General features: G+C 62.2%; 13 protein-coding genes and 1 pseudogene. 1 reads left to right on the forward strand and 13 read right to left on the reverse strand.

Annotated elements, in window-relative coordinates; translation table 11 throughout:
• Window positions 1-4 precede the first annotated feature (4 nt).
• From PSH80_RS02800 to PSH80_RS02860, 13 genes and pseudogenes are all read right to left on the reverse strand, one after another.
• A complete protein-coding gene (locus PSH80_RS02800) occupies window positions 5-601 on the reverse strand; it encodes a MarC family protein (protein WP_057437546.1) in 597 nt (198 codons plus the stop codon).
• Window positions 602-832: 231 nt separating this feature from the next.
• A complete protein-coding gene (locus PSH80_RS02805; RefSeq protein WP_198799458.1) occupies window positions 833-3,610 on the reverse strand; it encodes a hybrid sensor histidine kinase/response regulator in 2,778 nt (925 codons plus the stop codon).
• Window positions 3,611-3,712: 102 nt separating this feature from the next.
• Entirely contained in the window at window positions 3,713-5,005 is a 1,293-nt protein-coding gene (gene purD, locus PSH80_RS02810) for a phosphoribosylamine--glycine ligase (protein WP_057437548.1), read from the reverse strand.
• 131 nt (window positions 5,006-5,136) lie between these two features.
• Window positions 5,137-6,744: a bifunctional phosphoribosylaminoimidazolecarboxamide formyltransferase/IMP cyclohydrolase gene (purH, locus tag PSH80_RS02815; RefSeq protein ID WP_057958208.1), complete on the reverse strand. Its 1,608-nt coding sequence runs from the start codon at window positions 6,742-6,744 to the stop codon at window positions 5,137-5,139.
• 81 nt (window positions 6,745-6,825) lie between these two features.
• Window positions 6,826-7,146 (reverse strand): DNA-binding transcriptional regulator Fis, encoded by a 321-nt coding sequence (gene fis / locus PSH80_RS02820; protein WP_003186237.1) that lies wholly within the window; start codon window positions 7,144-7,146, stop codon window positions 6,826-6,828.
• Window positions 7,143-8,156 carry a tRNA dihydrouridine synthase DusB gene (gene dusB / locus PSH80_RS02825; protein WP_057437552.1) on the reverse strand — a complete coding sequence of 338 codons (1,014 nt, stop codon included), beginning with the start codon at window positions 8,154-8,156 and terminating at the stop codon, window positions 7,143-7,145. Before dusB ends, fis begins: the two co-directional genes overlap by 4 nt.
• A 186-nt stretch (window positions 8,157-8,342) precedes the next feature.
• A complete protein-coding gene (locus PSH80_RS02830; RefSeq protein WP_305419113.1) occupies window positions 8,343-9,554 on the reverse strand; it encodes a DUF3426 domain-containing protein in 1,212 nt (403 codons plus the stop codon).
• Between the two features lie 30 nt (window positions 9,555-9,584).
• Window positions 9,585-10,463: a 50S ribosomal protein L11 methyltransferase gene (prmA, locus tag PSH80_RS02835; RefSeq protein WP_057958210.1), complete on the reverse strand. Its 879-nt coding sequence runs from the start codon at window positions 10,461-10,463 to the stop codon at window positions 9,585-9,587.
• A 273-nt stretch (window positions 10,464-10,736) separates the two neighbouring features.
• Window positions 10,737-12,098 (reverse strand): acetyl-CoA carboxylase biotin carboxylase subunit, encoded by a 1,362-nt coding sequence (gene accC / locus PSH80_RS02840; RefSeq protein WP_003188188.1) that lies wholly within the window; start codon window positions 12,096-12,098, stop codon window positions 10,737-10,739.
• Between the two features lie 17 nt (window positions 12,099-12,115).
• A complete protein-coding gene (gene accB / locus PSH80_RS02845; RefSeq protein WP_057437565.1) occupies window positions 12,116-12,580 on the reverse strand; it encodes an acetyl-CoA carboxylase biotin carboxyl carrier protein in 465 nt (154 codons plus the stop codon).
• 24 nt (window positions 12,581-12,604) lie between these two features.
• Complete coding sequence (gene aroQ, locus PSH80_RS02850) at window positions 12,605-13,060, reverse strand: type II 3-dehydroquinate dehydratase (protein WP_057437567.1); 456 nt, start codon at window positions 13,058-13,060, stop codon at window positions 12,605-12,607.
• Between the two features lie 300 nt (window positions 13,061-13,360).
• A pseudogene (locus tag PSH80_RS27240) lies at window positions 13,361-13,870 on the reverse strand (methyl-accepting chemotaxis protein); the annotation flags it as partial.
• A 1,506-nt stretch (window positions 13,871-15,376) separates the two neighbouring features.
• Complete coding sequence (locus PSH80_RS02860; protein ID WP_115127297.1) at window positions 15,377-17,047, reverse strand: PleD family two-component system response regulator; 1,671 nt, start codon at window positions 17,045-17,047, stop codon at window positions 15,377-15,379.
• Window positions 17,048-17,321: 274 nt separating this feature from the next.
• Between PSH80_RS02860 and PSH80_RS02865 the strand changes: the two genes are divergently transcribed.
• A complete protein-coding gene (locus tag PSH80_RS02865) occupies window positions 17,322-18,389 on the forward strand; it encodes a DUF2333 family protein (RefSeq protein WP_057958214.1) in 1,068 nt (355 codons plus the stop codon).
• Window positions 18,390-18,392: the final 3 nt, after the last annotated feature.

The raw sequence follows: 18,392 nt of genomic DNA on the forward strand, positions 1-18,392 counted from the left end.
GGCCTCAGGGCACCAGGTAACCGCGTACGCCGGTAAAGATGATCTGCGCCGCCAGCGCACAGACGAACAAGCCCATCAGGCGGCTGACAATCTGCAGCCCTTGGTCGCCGAGGATGCGTTCGATGCGGTTGGACAGATACAGCACCACGCCCACTGTCAGGCTGGCCAGGGCGATGCTGAGAATGGCCATGAGCTTGTCATCCCAATGGGGCTGGCTGACGCCCATTACCAGCAGTGCGCCGATGGTGCCGGGGCCGACGGTCAAGGGGATGGTCAGAGGGACGATAGTCACGTCCTGCTGCACATTGTCGGTCTGCACTGCCGACTTGCCCTGGGCCATGCCCAGGGCGGAGATAAACAGCACACTGCCGGCGCCGATGCGGAAGGCGTCCACGGTGATGCCAAATACACTGAAAATCACCCGGCCAAACAGGTAGAGCAACACGCTCGACACCAGCGTCGCCAGAGCGACCTTCCAGGCCAGGCGTCGCCGCTCCTTGCTGGAATAGCCCCGGGTCAGGCTGATAAAGCAGGACAGGACGAAGAAGGGGCTATACAGCACCAGCATCTTCAAATAAACGCTGAACAACACGTGGAGCATGGTGGGAGCTCACAGCGAAGGAAGGGCGAGGGGGAGTTTATCAGGCTTGTGGGCCAGAAGGCGCGACTGCGAACCAATGTGGGAGTGGGCTTGTGTGGGAGCTGGCTTGCCTGCGATAGCATCACCTCGGTGCAACTGGAAAACCAGGGTGCCTGCATCGCAGGCAAGCCAGCTCCCACACAAGCCAGTTCCCCCAAACCAGCTCTGGCCCCCACAGGGATGTGTGGTGATTCAGGACGTGTGCACCTGCTCCTGCGGCTGCTCGCGCTGTGTCACCCAGTACTCCACCAGCTCGCGCAGTTGCGACAGTTCTACCGGCTTGGCCATATGCCCATCCATCCCGGCCTGGCGTGCGCGTTCCTTGTGTTCCGAGAGGATGTGCGCGGTCAGCGCCACCACCGGCGTGCGGGTGCGCTGGTTGCTGACTTCCCAGACCCGCAACTGCTGGGTCGCGGAGAAGCCATCGAGCACCGGCATTTCGCAGTCCATCAACACCAGGTCATAGCGCTGGGCCTTCATCGCCTGCAAGGCTTCCTCGCCATTGCTGGCCGTGTCGGGTTGCAGGTTGAGCTTGCCGAGCATGCCGCGAATCACTTTGGTGGAGATGCTGTTGTCTTCGGCCACCAGGATGCGGAAATCGCTGGGCACGGTGATGGTCACGGGGACGTTCGGCGCGGCATGGCGCGGCTGGACCACACCCTTGCTGCGTTGGGTCAACTCGTCGGCCAGGGTGGTCTTGAGGGTGTAGCCCGCCACTGGTTTGGCCAGGATGCGCTTGATCCCGCAGTTGCGCGCGATGATCTTGCTCGGCGCGTTGCTGATGCCGGTGAGCATGATCAGCAGGATGTCGTGGTTCAGGCTCGGGTCTTCCTTGATCTTCGCCGCCAGTTGCATGCCGGTCATGCCGGGCATGTTCTGGTCCAGCAGCACCACATCGAAATAGTCGCGCAGGTGCGCCTTGGTACGCAGCAGGGCCAGGGCCTCCTTGCCCGATGGCACGGCGCTGACATTCAGGCCCCAGGCGGTGCACTGCTGCACCAGCACCTTGCGGCAGGTGTCGTTGTCGTCCACCACCAACACCCGCGCGCCTTGCAGCGGGCCGTCGAGGTCCGAGGTCGGGTGTTCCAGGCGCTCCGGGTCCAGGGGCAAGGTCAGCCATAGGGTACTGCCTTGCTGGCTGCCCGCCTTGATGCCGAACTCGCCATTCATCAACAGGATCAGCTGGCGGGCGATCACCAGGCCGAGGTGGCCGCTCAGGCGCGTGGCCGAGAGGAAGTTCTTGCTGTGCAGTTCGCTGTGCAGCAGGGCATCGCGCTCGGCGGCCTCCATCGGCACGCCGCTGTCTTGCACGGCGATGCGCAGGCGCGGTTTGCTGCTGCGCTCATCCAGGGCGACCACGATCAGCACTTCGCCTTCGTCGGTCTTTTGCAGGGCATTTTCCAGCAGGCTCAACAGGGCCTGGCGCAGGCGCGTCGGGTCGCCACTGATGACCCTTGGCACCTGGGGCTGGATAAAGCTGATCAGTTCGACGTTCTGCTGCTCGGCCTTGGCGCGGAAAATACTCAGGCAGTCTTCGATCAGGGCATTGAGGTCGAACTGCACATCGTCCAGTTCGATCTGCCCGGACTCGAGCTTGGAGATGTCGAGAATCTCGTTGATCAGGGTCAGCAGTTCATTGCCGGCGCTGTGGATGGTCTGCACGTAGTCGCGCTGCTTGACCGACAGCGGCGTGCCCAGCAGCAACTCGGTCATGCCCAGCACGCCGTTCATGGGGGTGCGGATTTCGTGGCTGATCTTCGCCAGGAACTCGGCCTTGGCCGCAATTTCGGCATTGCTGGCAGCCAGGTCGCGGCTGAGGCTGAAGCGATCCTCGACGATGCTGCGCTGGCGCTCGCCCAGGGCCTGGCTCATCAACAGGCCGCTGACGCAGATCACCGCCAGCAAGGTGATGATCAGGCCTTGCGGCGCCACCAGGGTCAGGCCCAGCAGGGCCGGGAGGATAATCAGCGTGCCGGTGTTGAACACCACCATGGCGAGCAGGAACAGGCGTGCCGGCCGGTAGCCTTTTTGCCAGTGGTAGGCCGAGACAAACAGCATGCTCAGGCCGGCCAGCGCCACCAGGGCGTAGGTGATGATATTCAGCGGCAGGGTGTTGACGAACAGCAGCAACAGGCCGCACAGCACGATCAACAGGATGTCCGCCATCAGCAACTTGTTCAGCGGGTGCGGGCCCAATGGCGCGAAGAAACGGTAGGCGAACATCAGGCCGCATGGCGCGGTCAGCAGCAACGCCATGTAGGCGCCCGGGGTTTGCACCGGCTGCCAGTTCGGCAGCCACGGGCCCAGCAGGTTGAGCAACAGCAACAGGCTGAGCATCAGCAGCACTTCGCAGGCCGCCAGCCACAGGCTGCTGCGCGAGCGATGGTAGGCGTAGCGGGTGAGGTTGTGCAGGATCAGCATCAGCAGGCAGCCGAACAACAGGCCGTAGACCAGGGTCTGGGTCTGGTTGGCGGCGGCCTGCACGGCCGGTTCCAGGGTCAGGTAGGGCCGCAGCTCATGCTCCGAGACCAGGCGCACATACACATCCAGGGGCTTCTGGCTCTGGGGCATGGGCAGCATGAATTCGCTGCTGGGCAGTGGGCGTTCGGCCTGGGGTTGGCGGGTGCCGGTGTTGATCTGCTCGATCAGCGTGTCGCCGTCCAGCACATACAGATTGAGATGCGCCAGGTCCGGCGCGAAGACCCGCAGCACTTGCTCGTGCTTGCCGGGTTGCAGCTTGAAACGTACCCATAGCGCACCGTTGGGTTCGGCGGCGGTGATCCGTTCCAGTTCAATAGGGCTGAATTGGTTGATGTAGCGTGGCGAGCGAATATCGCTCAATTGCAGGTCGGCCTGTTCATCAAGCAATACGGCCCAGCCACTGCCTTGCGCAACGGCCTGGGCCGGCAACAGACAGAGCAGGGTCAGCAGACTGACCGTGAAGATTATGGCGATCCTGAGCCAGCGCACGGCGAAATCCCTTCGTAGGTTAATGCACGGGGTTAACTATGCGCGGGACCGTAATGGGACGGCAAGGGCCAAAGGCCCCTGCCTAGCCGAACGGATAGCTGTTTACTGACTCTCGCCCCGCTCACGGGCAATGGCGCGATAGCCGATGTCCTTGCGGTAGAAACAGCCCTGCCAGTCGATTTTTGCAGCCAGCTTGTAGGCTTGCTGCTGGGCGGCATCGACACTGGCACCCATGGCGGTGGCGCACAGCACGCGGCCACCGGCGGTAACCACCTGGCCATCCTTGAGCGCGGTCCCAGCATGGAACACCTTGCCTTCCAGCGTAGCCGCGGCGTCCAGGCCCTGGATCAGGTCACCCTTGGCGTAGTCGGCAGGGTAGCCGCCGGCGGCCAGCACGATGCCGACGCTTGGGCGTGGATCCCACTGGGCTTCAACCTTGTCCAGCGCTTGCGCCAGGGCGGCTTCCACCAGCAGTACCAGGCTCGACTGCAGACGCAGCATCACCGGTTGGGTTTCCGGGTCGCCGAAGCGGCAGTTGAACTCGATGACTTTGGGGTTGCCGGCCTTGTCGATCATCAACCCGGCGTACAGGAAGCCGGTGTAGACATTGCCTTCATCGGCCATGCCGCGCACGGTCGGCCAGATCACCAGGTCCATGACGCGCTGGTGCACGTCGGCGGTGACCACCGGGGCAGGGGAGTAGGCACCCATGCCGCCGGTGTTCGGGCCGGTGTCGCCGTCGCCGACGCGCTTGTGGTCCTGGCTGGTGGCCATCGGCAAGACGTTCTTGCCGTCGACCATCACGATGAAGCTGGCTTCTTCGCCATCGAGGAATTCTTCGATCACCACCCGCGAACCGGCGTCACCGAAGGCATTGCCGGCGAGCATGTCGCGCACCGCGTCTTCGGCTTCCTGCAGGGTCATCGCCACGATCACGCCTTTACCGGCGGCCAGGCCATCGGCCTTGATCACGATGGGGGCGCCTTTCTCACGCAGGTAAGCCAGGGCGGGCTCGATCTCGGTGAAGTTCTGGTAGTCGGCAGTCGGGATCTTGTGGCGAGCCAGGAAATCCTTGGTGAAGGCTTTCGAACCTTCCAACTGGGCGGCGCCAGCGGTAGGGCCGAAGCAGTCCAGGCCACGGCTGCGGAACAGGTCCACGACGCCGGCCACCAGCGGTACTTCAGGGCCGACGATGGTCAGGGACACGTTCTTTTCGGCGAAGTCGGCCAGTTGCTCCAGGGCCAAGACGTCGATGGCGACGTTTTCGCACTTGGCTTCAATGGCGGTACCGGCGTTGCCGGGCGCGACGAAGACTTTCTGGACGCGAGGGTCCTGGGCGACTTTCCAGGCCAGGGCGTGTTCACGGCCACCGCTGCCAATGATCAAAACATTCATTTCAAAAACCTCAAATTCTGTTAGTTGATCGTTCCCACGCTCTGCGTGGGAATGCCTCTACGGACGCCCTGCGTCCGAGGGACGCGGAGCGTCCCGGGCTGCGCACCCACGCGGAGCGTGGGCGCGATCAATCAGTGACGGAAGTGGCGCATGCCAGTAAAGACCATGGCAATGCCGGCTTCATCCGCTGCGGCGATAACCTCAGCATCACGCATCGAGCCACCCGGTTGGATCACCGCAGTCACGCCCGCTTTTGCAGCGTTGTCCAGGCCATCACGGAACGGGAAGAACGCGTCCGAGGCCATCACCGAACCGACCACCTGCAAGCCGGCGTGTTCGGCCTTGATCGCCGCAATACGCGCCGAGTTCACGCGGCTCATCTGGCCGGCGCCGACACCGATGGTCTGGCGGTTCTTGGCGTAGACGATGGCGTTGGACTTAACGTACTTGGCTACTTTCCAGGCGAAGATCAGGTCGTTGATCTCTTGCTCGGTCGGTGCGCGCTTGGTCACCACTTTCAGGTCTTGGCTGCCGATCATGCCGATGTCGCGGCTCTGCACCAGCAAGCCGCCATTGACGCGCTTGTAGTCCCAGGCAGCGGCACGCTCAGCCGACCACTCGCCACAGGCCAGCAGGCGCACATTGGCCTTGGCGGCGACGATGGCGCGGGCCTCTTCGCTGACGGATGGGGCAATGATCACTTCGACGAACTGACGCTCGACGATGGCCTTGGCGGTCTCGGCGTCCAGCTCGCGGTTGAAGGCGATGATGCCGCCGAATGCCGATTCGGTGTCGGTGGCGTAGGCCAGTTCGTAGGCCTGGCGGATCCCGCCTTCAGCGTCCGGGCTCACGGCCACGCCGCACGGGTTGGCGTGCTTGACGATCACGCAGGCCGGCTTGACGAAGCTCTTCACACATTCCAGCGCGGCGTCGGTATCAGCCACGTTGTTGTAGGACAGCTCTTTGCCCTGCAGTTGGGTCGCGGTGGCGATCCCCACTTCGGCAGGCTTGGCTTCCACGTAGAACGCCGCGCTCTGGTGCGGGTTCTCGCCGTAGCGCATTTCCTGGGCCTTGATGAACTGGCTGTTGAAGGTACGCGGGAACTGGCTGCGGCCTTCAGTGCTGAGGGTCTCGGCGGCCTGGTTCACGGTGCCCATGTAGTTGGCGATCATGCCGTCATAGGCCGCCGTGTGTTCGAAGGCCTTGAGCATCAGGTCGAAACGCTGGGCGTAGGTCAGGCCGCCAGCTTTCAGGCTTTCCAATACTTGGGCGTAGTCGCTGGCGTTGACCACAATGGCCACGTCTTTGTGGTTCTTGGCTGCCGAGCGCACCATGGTCGGGCCGCCGATATCAATGTTCTCGATAGCGGTCGGCAGGTCGCAGCCTGGCTTGTTGATGGTGGCTTCAAACGGGTAGAGGTTGACGGCCACCAGGTCGATCGGCTTGATGCCGTGCTCGTTCATGATGGCATCGTCGATACCGCGACGGCCGAGGATGCCGCCGTGGATTTTCGGGTGCAGGGTCTTGACCCGACCGTCCATCATTTCTGCGAAACCGGTGTAGTCCGCGACTTCTACTGCGGCCACGCCGTTGTCCTGCAGCAGTTTGAAGGTCCCGCCCGTGGAGAGGATTTCCACACCCAGGGCTTCCAGCTCCCGGGCAAATTCGAGGATCCCGGTCTTGTCGGAAACACTGATCAAGGCGCGGCGGATCGGCAGGCGGGTAGTCTGGTCGGTCATCTCAATTTCCATCAAAAGCAAAGGAGTCAGCAAAAAAGGCGACCGGTTTTACGCGGGCGCCTTTCTGGTTTGATTGAATGCTTACAGCAAATCGTACTGTTTGAGCTTCTTGCGCAGGGTCCCACGGTTCAGGCCCAGCAGCTCACTGGCTTTGGTCTGGTTGCCCTTGACGTAGTTCATCACGCTTTCGAGCAAGGGCGCCTCGACTTCGGAGAGCACCAGGTTGTACACATCCGTGACGGCCGCGCCCTCAAGGTGGGCGAAATAATTGTGCAGCGCTTTCTCGACGCTCCCGCGAAGGGTCTGGCCTTCTTCGCTCGGCGTGTTGAGGTGCTGTTTCAAATTGACGTTGTCGCTCACGGGTGTTGTTCCACTCACTAAAGTCTCGGTCATCATCGTCATGCGGCCACCCCTTCTCCGTCCCCTGCTCTCAGGCTCTTGTCTCGTTCGGCAAAGAACTCACGAACGGCGGTGACCTGTGCTTGCGTTTCATCCAAACGATTGAACCCGGTGCGAAACTCTTTGGCGCCGGGCAGGGTTGCGAGGTACCAACCCACATGCTTGCGAGCAATGCGCGCGCCCATCACGTCCCCATAGAAGATGTGCAGGGCGGCCAGATGCTCTAGCAGAATACGTTCCACCTCGATCAGCCCCGGTGCCGGCATGATTTCGCCGGTACGCAGGAAATGCTCGATCTCACGAAAAATCCATGGCCGCCCCTGGGCGGCCCGGCCGATCAACAGGCCATCGGCACCGGTTGCGTGCAATACGCGCCGGGCTTTCTCGGCCGAGTCGATGTCGCCGTTGGCAAAGACCGGAATCGACACTGCCTGCTTGATCGCGGCAATGGTGTCGTATTCGGCCTCGCCGGTATAAAGGTCAGCGCGGGTGCGGCCATGCACCGCCAATGCTGCAATGCCTGCCTGTTCGGCGATCTTCGCCACCGTCAGGCCGTTCTTGTTGTCCCGGTCCCAGCCGGTGCGAATCTTCAGGGTGACCGGCACATCCACTGCACCCACCACGGCGTGCAGGATCTCGGCCACCAACTGCTCATCCTTCAACAGGGCGGAGCCGGCGGCCTTGTTGCAGACCTTTTTTGCCGGGCAACCCATGTTGATATCAATAATCTGTGCACCCAGCTCTACGTTGGCTCGGGCCGCATCCGCCAGCATTTGCGCATCACCGCCGGCGATCTGCACCGAGCGGGGCTCGGGATCACCTTCGTGGATCATGCGCATCCGCGATTTGCGGGTGTTCCACAAGCTCATGTCGCTGGTGACCATTTCCGAGACTACAAGCCCTGCCCCCAAACGTTTGCACAGCTGACGAAAGGGCTGGTCAGTGACGCCCGCCATCGGGGCGAGAATCAAAGCGTTTGGCAATGTATATGGGCCGATGCGTACCGCCGACATAGGACTTCCCTGTTGTGGGGCCGGATCATTAGAGTTCGAAAAAGGGTTGGCATGATACCCGCTCTCGATGACTGGTTAAAGGCTGAATTGGATAAAATCTGAGCAGTTATTTTCTTATCGCCAGCGGTTTGGTCGTGGACGAGCAAGTCAATAACCTGCCGTCCGAACCTTGACGCGCGCAACCAATCACTCGGGGGAGTGGAAACTCAAACTGTAGTTCACGGCCTTGTTGCCTGGGTCGAGAATGTCCAGGGCGATATGGATCGGGGTCTGGGACGGCATCTCGGTCTGGCCGGCCAACTCGCCGCTGAGGTACTCGGCGGGTTTGAAGCGCCGGCTGGCGATCATCCGGCCATTAAGGTCGGCAAAGCGCAGCTCCAGCAGCGGGAACGGCTGGGAGAACGTCGCACGGTTATAGATGATGGCATCCACCACCAGCGCGCCGGCAAACTCCGGATGGCTGCGCACCACCAGGTTGCTGCTCTTGATATGGGCAATATCCACCCGCGACGGCACGGTACAGCCCAGTTTCGGGCACAGTTCCTGGAACCATGGGCGGTACTTGTCCTGGCGGGCCAGGTCGTCGAACTGGTAGGCAATGTACTGGCCGGCGAGGGCGGCGGCGGCCAGCAGCACCAGGGTCAGCCAGAGCAGGCGGCGGCCCCAGCCGGCGGGGCGCTTGCCGGCGTAGAGGTGCAGCGGGTCGTCTTCCAGGTCCTGCAGCATCTCGTCATGGACGTTGCCCGTGGCGCGTGTGCGCTTGCGGCGTGGTTCAGGCTCGGGTTCGTCCGGCTCGCTGCTGAGCGTTGGCTCGGGCGGGTCGAGAGCGTCGTCGGCACGCAGCACGGGCTCATCGTCCACCTCGTGAATGTCGAAGGACATCGAGGGCTCGGTACGCTGGGGCTTGCCCGTGGGGGCCGGGGCTGGTTCGACGGTTTCCTCGGTGTGGGCGATTGTCGCAGCCCGTTCGTCCGGCGGGTCGCTGAACAGGCTGGCGGCGGCCCACTGTTCTTCTTCAGCCTTGACCGTATCGCGGCTGGCGATCATCGACTCGTCTTTTTGCCGACGGTCCGCGCCGGCCTGGCGGCGGTCGCTGCCCTGGGGCTGGGTGTGTTGGATCTCCCGGCGCTCGAGCTTGGCCAATTCTTCGTCGAGGTTCAGGTGGTCCAGGTCCAGCTCTTCGGCGGTCCATTGCTTCTGGCTGATGGCGCGTGGCGGGGCTTCGGCAGCCGGCGCTTCAGGCGCGTGGGCGCGTTGCTCCAGCAGTTGCCGGGCGGCATTGAACACTTGCAGGCACGAGCCGCAACGAACCACACCACGGGCCACGCTCAATTGAGCATGGCTGGCGCGGAAGCGGGTTTGGCAATGCGGGCACTGGGTGACGAAACTGTCGGTCATGCGGCCATCCGATTCATGCAGGCGCTCATTCTAGCGCCGACGACCGCTGATGCGTACCCAGCCATCGCGGTTGGCGATGGGGTCCAGGTCGAAGTCCTGGGCGTAGGCGGCGGCGACTTCTTCGCCCTGCTCGGCGAGGATCCCCGACAGCGCCAGGCGCCCACCGGGCCTGACCAGGCTCGACAGTTGCGGAGCCAGCGAAACCAGCGGCCCGGCGAGGATATTGGCGACCAATACATCGGCCTGCACCTGGGGCAATTGCTCCGGCAGGTACAGTGGGAATTTGCCTTCAGGAATGTTGTTGCGCCCGGCGTTATCGCGGGAGGCCTCCAGGGCCTGCACGTCAATATCGGTACCGACGGCTTCCTTGGCGCCCAGCAACAGCGCGGCGATGGCCAGGATGCCCGAGCCGCAACCGAAGTCCAGCACGTTGCAGCCTTGCAGGTCCTGGCCGTCGAGCCATTCCAGGCACAGGGCGGTGGTCGGATGGGTGCCGGTGCCGAACGCCAGGCCCGGGTCCAGCAGCAGGTTGACCGCCTCAGGCTCCGGGGCCGCGTGCCAGCTTGGTACGATCCACAGGCGCTGGCCGAAACGCATGGGCTGGAAGTTATCCATCCAGCTGCGCTCCCAGTCCTGGTCTTCGATCACTTCGCTATGGTGCTCGGGCAGCGGGCCGCCGGTCAGCAGTTCCATATGGGCAAACACGCTGCTGGCGTCGGTGCCGTCTTCGAACAGGGCCAGCAAGTGGGTGTGGGACCACAGCGGCGTGGTGTTCAGCTCAGGCTCGAAAATCGGCTGGTCTTCGGCGTCCATGAAGGTCACCGACACGGCGCCGACTTCGAGGAACGCGTCTTCATAGGTTTCGGCTTGTTCTGGGCTGATGGCGAGACGGACTTGCAGCCAAGGCATGGCGGGCACCTTTGAAAAAATGAGTGTGCAGCGGGGTGGGGCTGCGAAAGGGCGCAAGTTTACGCGAGAGCAGGCCAGAAGACGACACCACTGACAGCACGGGAGCCAAATGTGGGGGCTGGCTTGCCTGCGATGGCGGGGTGTCAGCTTGCTCATCAGTGCCTGGCCTGCCGCTATCGCAGGCAAGCCAGCTCCTACAGGGTTTTGTGGTGTTCTTGTGTGCGCATAAACGACAAAACCGCCCGAAGGCGGTTTTGTGGGTGGAGCACAAACTTACTGGTTGGCCAGCTTGTGTTCCAGGTAGTGAATGTTCACACCACCTTCGCAGAAGCCTTCATCACGAACCAGATCCCGATGCAGGGGGATGTTGGTCTTGATGCCGTCGACCACGATTTCGTCCAGGGCATTGCGCATACGGGCCATGGCCTCGTCGCGAGTGGCGCCCCAGGTGATCAGCTTGCCGATCAGCGAGTCGTAGTTGGACGGAACCTTGTAGCCGCTGTACAGGTGCGAATCGACGCGAACGCCGTTGCCGCCTGGTGCATGGAAATGCTTGACCAGGCCTGGACTCGGGATAAAGGTTTTCGGGTCTTCGGCGTTGATCCGGCACTCCAGGGAGTGACCGTGCATCTTCACGTCGTCCTGGGTAAAGGACAGCACGTTGCCAGCGGCGATGCTCAGCATCTCCTTGACGATGTCGATACCGGTGACCATCTCCGAAACCGGGTGCTCTACCTGCACACGAGTGTTCATCTCGATGAAGTAGAAGCGGCCGTTCTCGTAGAGGAACTCGAAAGTCCCGGCGCCACGGTAGTTGATATCGATGCAAGCCTTGACGCAGCGTGCCAGGACTTCCTGACGTGCTTTTTCATCCAGGCCCGGTGCCGGAGCTTCTTCCAGGACTTTCTGGTGACGGCGTTGCAGCGAGCAATCGCGGTCGCCCAGGTGGATGGCGTGGCCCTGGCCGTCGGACAGTACCTGGACTTCCACGTGACGTGGGTTGGTCAGGTACTTTTCCAGGTAGACCATCGGGTTGCCGAACCAGGCACCCGCTTCGGAGCGAGTCTGCTTGGCCGCTTCGATCAGGTCTTCTTCCTTGTGCACCACGCGCATGCCGCGACCACCACCGCCGCCGGCGGCCTTGATGATCACCGGGTAACCGACTTCGCGACCAATGCGCAGGGCGGTTTCCTCGTCTTCCGGCAGTGGGCCGTCGGAGCCTGGAACGGTTGGCACGCCGGCTGCGATCATCGCGTCCTTGGCCGACACCTTGTCGCCCATCAGGCGAATGGTCTCGGCTTTCGGGCCGATGAAGGCGAAGCCGGATTTTTCCACCTGTTCGGCGAAATCGGCGTTTTCCGCGAGGAAGCCGTAGCCAGGGTGGATGCCGTCAGCGCCGGTCACTTCAGCCGCGGCGATGATGTTCGAGACCTTCAGGTACGAGTTCGTGGCCAGTGGCGGGCCAATGCAGATGCTTTCGTCCGCCAGTTTCACGTGCATCAATTCGGTATCGGCCGTCGAGTAAACAGCGACGGTCTTGATGCCCTCTTCCTTACAGGCGCGCAGGATCCGCAGCGCGATCTCGCCGCGGTTGGCGATCAGGACTTTTTGCAGTTTCTTCGCAGGTTTCAACATCGAAGGCGCTCCGCGGTTCAAACGATGGTGAACAGCGGCTGGTCGTACTCAACCGGCTGACCGTTTTCTACCAGGATGGATTCGATGACGCCGGCTTTTTCGGCCGTGATGTGGTTCATCATCTTCATCGCTTCCACGATGCAGATGGTGTCGCCCACTTTCACGGTCTTGCCCACTTCAACGAAGGCTGGCGAGGTCGGTGCCGGGGTGCGGTAGAAAGTACCGACCATTGGCGACTTGACCACGAAACCGTTCAGCGCAGGGGCAGCAGGTGCGGCAGGTGCAGCGCTAGCAGCAGGTGCGGCGGCTGGAGCAGCAGCGGCAGGCGCCGGCGCTTGCATCTGGGGTGCGTAGAACTGTTGGGCCGGGGTCTTGCTGTGACGGCTGATCCGTACGGATTCTTCGCCTTCCTTGATTTCCAGCTCGTCGATACCGGATTCTTCCAGCAGTTCGATCAGTTTCTTAACTTTACGGATATCCATGAATCATCAACTCCCAAGGGTCGGTCAGGGGCGTTTAGCCTGTTCTTCAATGTGTTCCAGGGCGGCCTCCAGGGCCAGTCGGTAACCGCTGGCGCCAAGGCCGCAGATCACTCCTACCGCTACGTCGGAGAAGTAAGAGTGATGGCGGAAAGCTTCGCGTTTATGCACGTTCGATAAATGCACTTCGATGAATGGGATGCTCACCGCCAGCAGCGCGTCACGTAAAGCAACACTTGTGTGCGTAAAAGCGGCGGGATTGATCAGGATAAAGTCCACGCCTTCGCTGCGCGCGGCGTGAATGCGATCAATCAATTCATACTCGGCATTGCTTTGCAGGTAGAGCAGATGGTGGCCGGCTTCACGGGCCCGTCGCTCCAGATCGAGGTTGATCTGTTCGAGGGTGACTGCACCGTACACACCCGGTTCGCGGGTGCCGAGCAGGTTCAGGTTGGGTCCGTGCAGAACCAGTAAGGTCGCCATCGGCTGTTCCTTGTTATTGATGTGGGTACGTCAGAACCCGGCGACTATGCCGCAAAGCCTTTGTGACTGTCCAGTTCTCTGCAATAGCCAGCACGATTAGCGAGGATTGCGCAAAATTTGTGACTAGGGCCTTGGATCCGGTCATTGGTAACACGGTTGCGAGTACACAGGAGATCAAATGTGGGAGCGGGCTTGCTCGCGAATGCGGTGTATCAGTCAACCTATCCATCACTGACCCACCGCATTCGCAAGCAAGCCCGCTCCCACATTTTTGATGTCCGTCTGATTTGGGGGATGGAATCAGACGCGAAATGCCTGCACGGCCGTGTTGAGTTGCCCGCCGAGTACCAACAGATGCTCGCCCTGGCGGCGGCCCTGGCCAATGCGCAGCAGGTTGTCCTCACCCAACTGGTGGATGCGCTCGCTATTATCGCGGATCTCACTGACCGCGCCGCTCTGCTGGGCCGTTACATCGGCAATCCGGATGGCTGTGTCGGAAATGGTCTGGATCGCGCCGACGATTTCGTCCAGTGCGCCGTCGGCCGCTTCGGCTTGCTGGGCGGTGGCTTCGGCGTGTTCGACCTGGGCGCGCATGCCTTCCACCGATTGCCGTGCTGCGGTTTGCAGGCCGGCGATCAAGGTCTGGATCTCGGCGGTGGCGCCCGCCGTGCGCTGGGCCAGGGAGCGTACTTCGTCGGCGACCACGGCAAACCCACGCCCGGCCTCACCGGCGCGGGCGGCTTCGATGGCGGCGTTGAGCGCCAGCAGATTGGTCTGCTCGGCAATCGAGCGGATCACCGTGAGCACGTTGCCAATGGTCGCGGACTCTTCGGCGAGTTTCTCGATCATTTGCGCATTGCCCTGCACTTCGCCCACCAGCGCGTGCAGGCCGGTCAGGCTCAAGCCGATCACCCGCTGGCCATGCTCTACGGCCTCGCCGGCGCTGCGGCTGGCCCCGGCGGCCTGGCTGGCGTCACCCGCGACCTGCTGGATAGTGGCCTCCAACTCGCCCAATGAATCACGGATTTGCGCAGTGTCCCCGGCCTGGCGTTCGGCGCCGTCATGCAGGCCGCCGCTCAGTTCGGCCAGGGCGCGGCTGCTGCCGGCCACTTGCTCGGCATTTGCGCGAATAGTGCCCACCAGGTTCACCAGGTAAGTCCGCAGGCGATTGAGCGAGGCTTCAATATCATGCAGTTCACGGTTGGTTGCACCCAGGGCGATCTCCTGGCTGAAGTCGCCCTCGGCCCAGGTCGACAGGGCCGGCGCCAGGCTGGTCAGCACCCGCGCCAGGCGCCGTTGCAGGGTGTCGATGAGCAGGGCGATCATCAGGATTAGGCCAATCATTACGCCCTGGATCACCCGCACTTCGCCCTGGATTCGAGCGTGCTGGGCGCGCACTTCGGGCTCCAGCGCAGCAATGGCGTGCTGCACGGTGTTGATTTTCAGGTGGGTGGCGGCGGCCAGTTCGGTACGTTTCTGGATTTGCTCGCGGGTCCGCGCCAGTTCGGAAGGGTAGCGCATGAGCAGGCTGTTGAGCTCGCGCTTGAGGCCCACGCCGGTGTCTTCGGCGACCGTGGTTTCGCTGCTTTCCAGGCCCATCAGCGCCGAGAAATCATCGCTGTTGGAGGCGCTGCTGGCGGTCACGCCCAACAGCGGTAGCTGCTCAATCAAGTCCGCCTGGCTGCGGATGTTGGCCAGTTCACGCTCCACATCGGCCGCCAGTTCGCTGCGCCCACTGCTCACCAGTTTGTCTCGCGCCAGGGATAGCCGGCCCAGATGCTGCGCAGCGGCGAGCAGCGGTGGTAGATAACGCGCCGCGTCCGGTGAGCTGACGCCGATGGCGTACTGGCTCAGTTGCTCCAGATTGGCCCCCAGCTCCCGCTCGGCTTGCAGCAGCAAGGCTTGTGGGTCGCCGGCCAGCTTGCCGGCGGCCAGCAGGTCGGTCTTGCTGAAACCCTCAAGGTCCAGCAAGCCGGGGCGCAATTTTTCGCTCAGCTCAGGCGGCAGTTCGTCCAGGTTCAGCGCCAGGCTTTCCAGGCTCTGGCCGGCAGCGCTCAGGCGCAAGGCATCGCCGCTGGCCAAATAGTCGTCGATATTGCGCGCGGTCTGGTTCTGGAAGGCTTGGGACAGGCCCAGATAGCGCTCCATCAGCACATAAGGGCGTTCAAGCGCCCGTTGCGACCACCAGAGCGTAGCGCCCAGGGCCAGGCAAACGGCGACCAGCAGAAGGGTATTGAGATTTGTCAGCAGCTTCAGGCGCATGCGTGGTTTCAACCAACGGCGGAAGAATAAGTGCCTGAAGTTATTGCGTTTTCGTTACAGTGTTATGACGGACTGAGTGGAATCCGATGAAAAGGTGGCACTTTGCCTTGACGTGCCTGCGGCGTGTACGCGATTGCGCCCGGCGTCCTTGGCGCGGTACAGCGCTTCGTCGGCCTGGGCGGCCATCATCAGGCTGTCGGAGCCGTCGCACAGCTCGACCACTCCGGCGCTGAAGGTGCACCACAAGTCCTGGGGCTGGGCCGGGTAGTGGATTTCGGCAAAGCGCCCACGGATTTCATCGAGCACTTTGCAAGCGGCGTCCAGGTCGGTGTCGGGCATCACGATGGCGAATTCTTCGCCGCCGTAACGGCCGATGTAGTCGGTCTTGCGCAGGCGCTGCTTGAGAAACAGCGCCAGGCTCTTGATCACGCGGTCGCCCATGGGGTGGCCGTGGCTGTCGTTGACCCGCTTGAAGTGGTCAATGTCGAGCATGGCAAAGCTCAACGGCTTGTTCTCGCGGCGCGAGCGGAAGCTGCAGTCTTCCAGCAGTTGCAGGATATGGGTGTGGTTGTACAGGCCGGTCAGGCTGTCGCGCACCATCCGCGCCTTGAGGTGGCGGGCGCGGGCGGCGCGGTTGCGCACGGTGGTGATCAGGTGGCGCGGCTTGATCGGCTTGGTGAGGAAGTCGTCGCCGCCTTCGCTCATGGCGTCCAGCTGTTTATCCAGGTCATCTTCGGCCGACAGATAAATGATCGGCACGCTGACATAGCGGTCATTGTGGCGGATCACCTTGGCCAACTCGGTGCCGGTACAGGCTGGCATATACATGTCGAGGATGATCAGGTCGGGCTGGAAGTCCGCCAGCTCGGCCATGGCCTGGATCGGCTCGATCAGGGTGCGGGTGACGATCCCGGCGCTGTTGAGCAGGCGTTCGGTGTGCATCGCCTGGGCGCGGGAGTCGTCGATGATCAACACTTTATAGGGTTCGTACTGGGCGACGCAGGTCAGCACCTCGATTTTTTCCAGCAGGCTCGACGCCTCCAGGGTCCCGGTAAGGAACTCCTGGCCACCGGCGCGCACGGCGGCCAGGCGGGTGGGGGTGTCGGTTTCGTGCAGGCTGAAGAACAGCAGCGGCAGTTTCTGCTCCAGGCCTTCCTGGGCTTCGGCGGCCAATTTCAGGCCCAGGCCGGCGCCACAGAAGTCCACGTCCATCACAATCGCCGCCGGCAGGCGTTCGGCCATGGACGAACGGAAGGCGGCCACGCTGTCCAGGGACTGCGCACTCAAACCAAAGAATTCCAGCTGCTTGGCCAGGCGCTCGGCGCGGTCGTGATCGGCGAGCATCACGTAGATCGGCTTGCGCATCGGCGGCAGGAAGGTCTGATCCAGCTGGTCGCCCTGACGCAGACCGGTCCGCGACAGGCGCTGCATCAAACGGTTGAGGTCGGTGATCAGGTGACTGCTCAGGCGGCCGCGGTTTTCGTCCACGGCTTTAAGCGACTCGATGATGTGCCGGGCCAGTTGGCCATGCTCGGGTTGTTCGAAGCGTTCGGCAAAACGCAGCAGGCGCAGATTGGCCTCGCTGAGTTCATTCAATTCGGCGTTCGACCATTCGCTGCGCTGTAAACGCTGCCAGATCTCAAGAATTTGACGCGCCTGATGAATTACCCGCTGGGCAAAGTGGTGCTTGAGACGCTCACGACTGGGGTCTTCTGGCTCGGTCATATCCTGACTACTAGGTAAGGGTGCATGCTGAGGTCGACTGGTGGCTCTATGCTAGCACCTCTTTTCATTCGCACGAGTGTCATACGTCAATTAACTGCAGCGTCCTGTGGATTCATTTGCTGACCCTTGGGTCGCGTAGGCGCATCGGCGCCCATCCTTTATAGTTGAGTGCCAGCTTTACGCCACCTTGATTAAAAGCCCCGCACCGACGGGCACGATGGGGTAGGGTTGTGGTCGTAGCTATTGAACTCAAGTGACTGAAAGGATATCCGCCATGCTGGACTGGAAAAACCGTGCAGGCAGCGCCCCAGGCCCAAGCCCTGCGCCCAAGTCGGCCTCCCGCAGCTATTTTCGTAATCTGTTGATGAGCCGTGCCCTGATGACCCTGGTGGTGATTTACCTGTTGGTCACCGGTGGCCTGGGCTGGTATTGGAGCCAGGAGCCAGCGTTGTTCCCGGTCCAGCAAAATGCGCAAATTGCCGCCGAAAAAGACGGCAAGCAAATGGTGCTCGGCTTTACCACTGTCGAAACCGTCAAGACCGTGGTGGGTACCCTGCTGAACAAGCCTGGCGGTTATATTTCCAATGACCGCTTCCCGCCTGGGTTGTGGATGGACAATATGCCCAGCTGGGAATATGGCGTGCTGGTGCAGGTGCGTGACCTGACCCGTGCCCTGCGCAAGGACTTCGCCCGCTCGCAATCGCAATCGGCCGAAGACGCCGACCTGGCCAAGGCCGAGCCGCGCTTTAACTTCGACAACAAGAGCTGGGTGCTGCCCTCCAGCGAATCGGAGTACCAGGAAGGCATCAACTCCCTGAACCGCTATCAGGCGCGTCTCTCCGACCCCAACCAGAAAGGCGCGTTGTTCTACGCGCGTGCCGACAACCTGAACAACTGGCTGGGCGATGTTGCTACCCGCCTCGGTTCGTTGTCGCAGCGCCTGTCGGCCAGTGTCGGCCGGGTCAAGCTCAATACCGCGCTGAAAACCGAAACGCTGGCGCCGGGCGAAGTGCCGCAGCTCGATGAAGAAGTGGTGGAAACCCCATGGATGCAGATCGACAACGTGTTCTACGAGGCCCGCGGCCAGGCCTGGGCCCTGTCCCACCTGTTGCGCGCCATCGAAGTCGACTTTGCCGACGTGCTGGCCAAGAAAAACGCCACCGTCAGCGTGCGCCAGATCATTCGTGAGCTGGAGGCGTCCCAGGAAACCCTGTGGAGCCCGATGATCCTCAATGGCAGCGGCTATGGCGTATTGGCCAACCACTCGCTGGTGATGGCCAACTACATCTCCCGCGCCAACGCGGCGGTGATCGACTTGCGTCAACTGCTGAACCAGGGTTGAGTC

Origin of the sequence: Pseudomonas sp. FP818, from assembly GCF_030687335.1 — a bacterium.
Taxonomy (GTDB): Bacteria; Pseudomonadota; Gammaproteobacteria; order Pseudomonadales; family Pseudomonadaceae; genus Aquipseudomonas; species Aquipseudomonas shahriarae.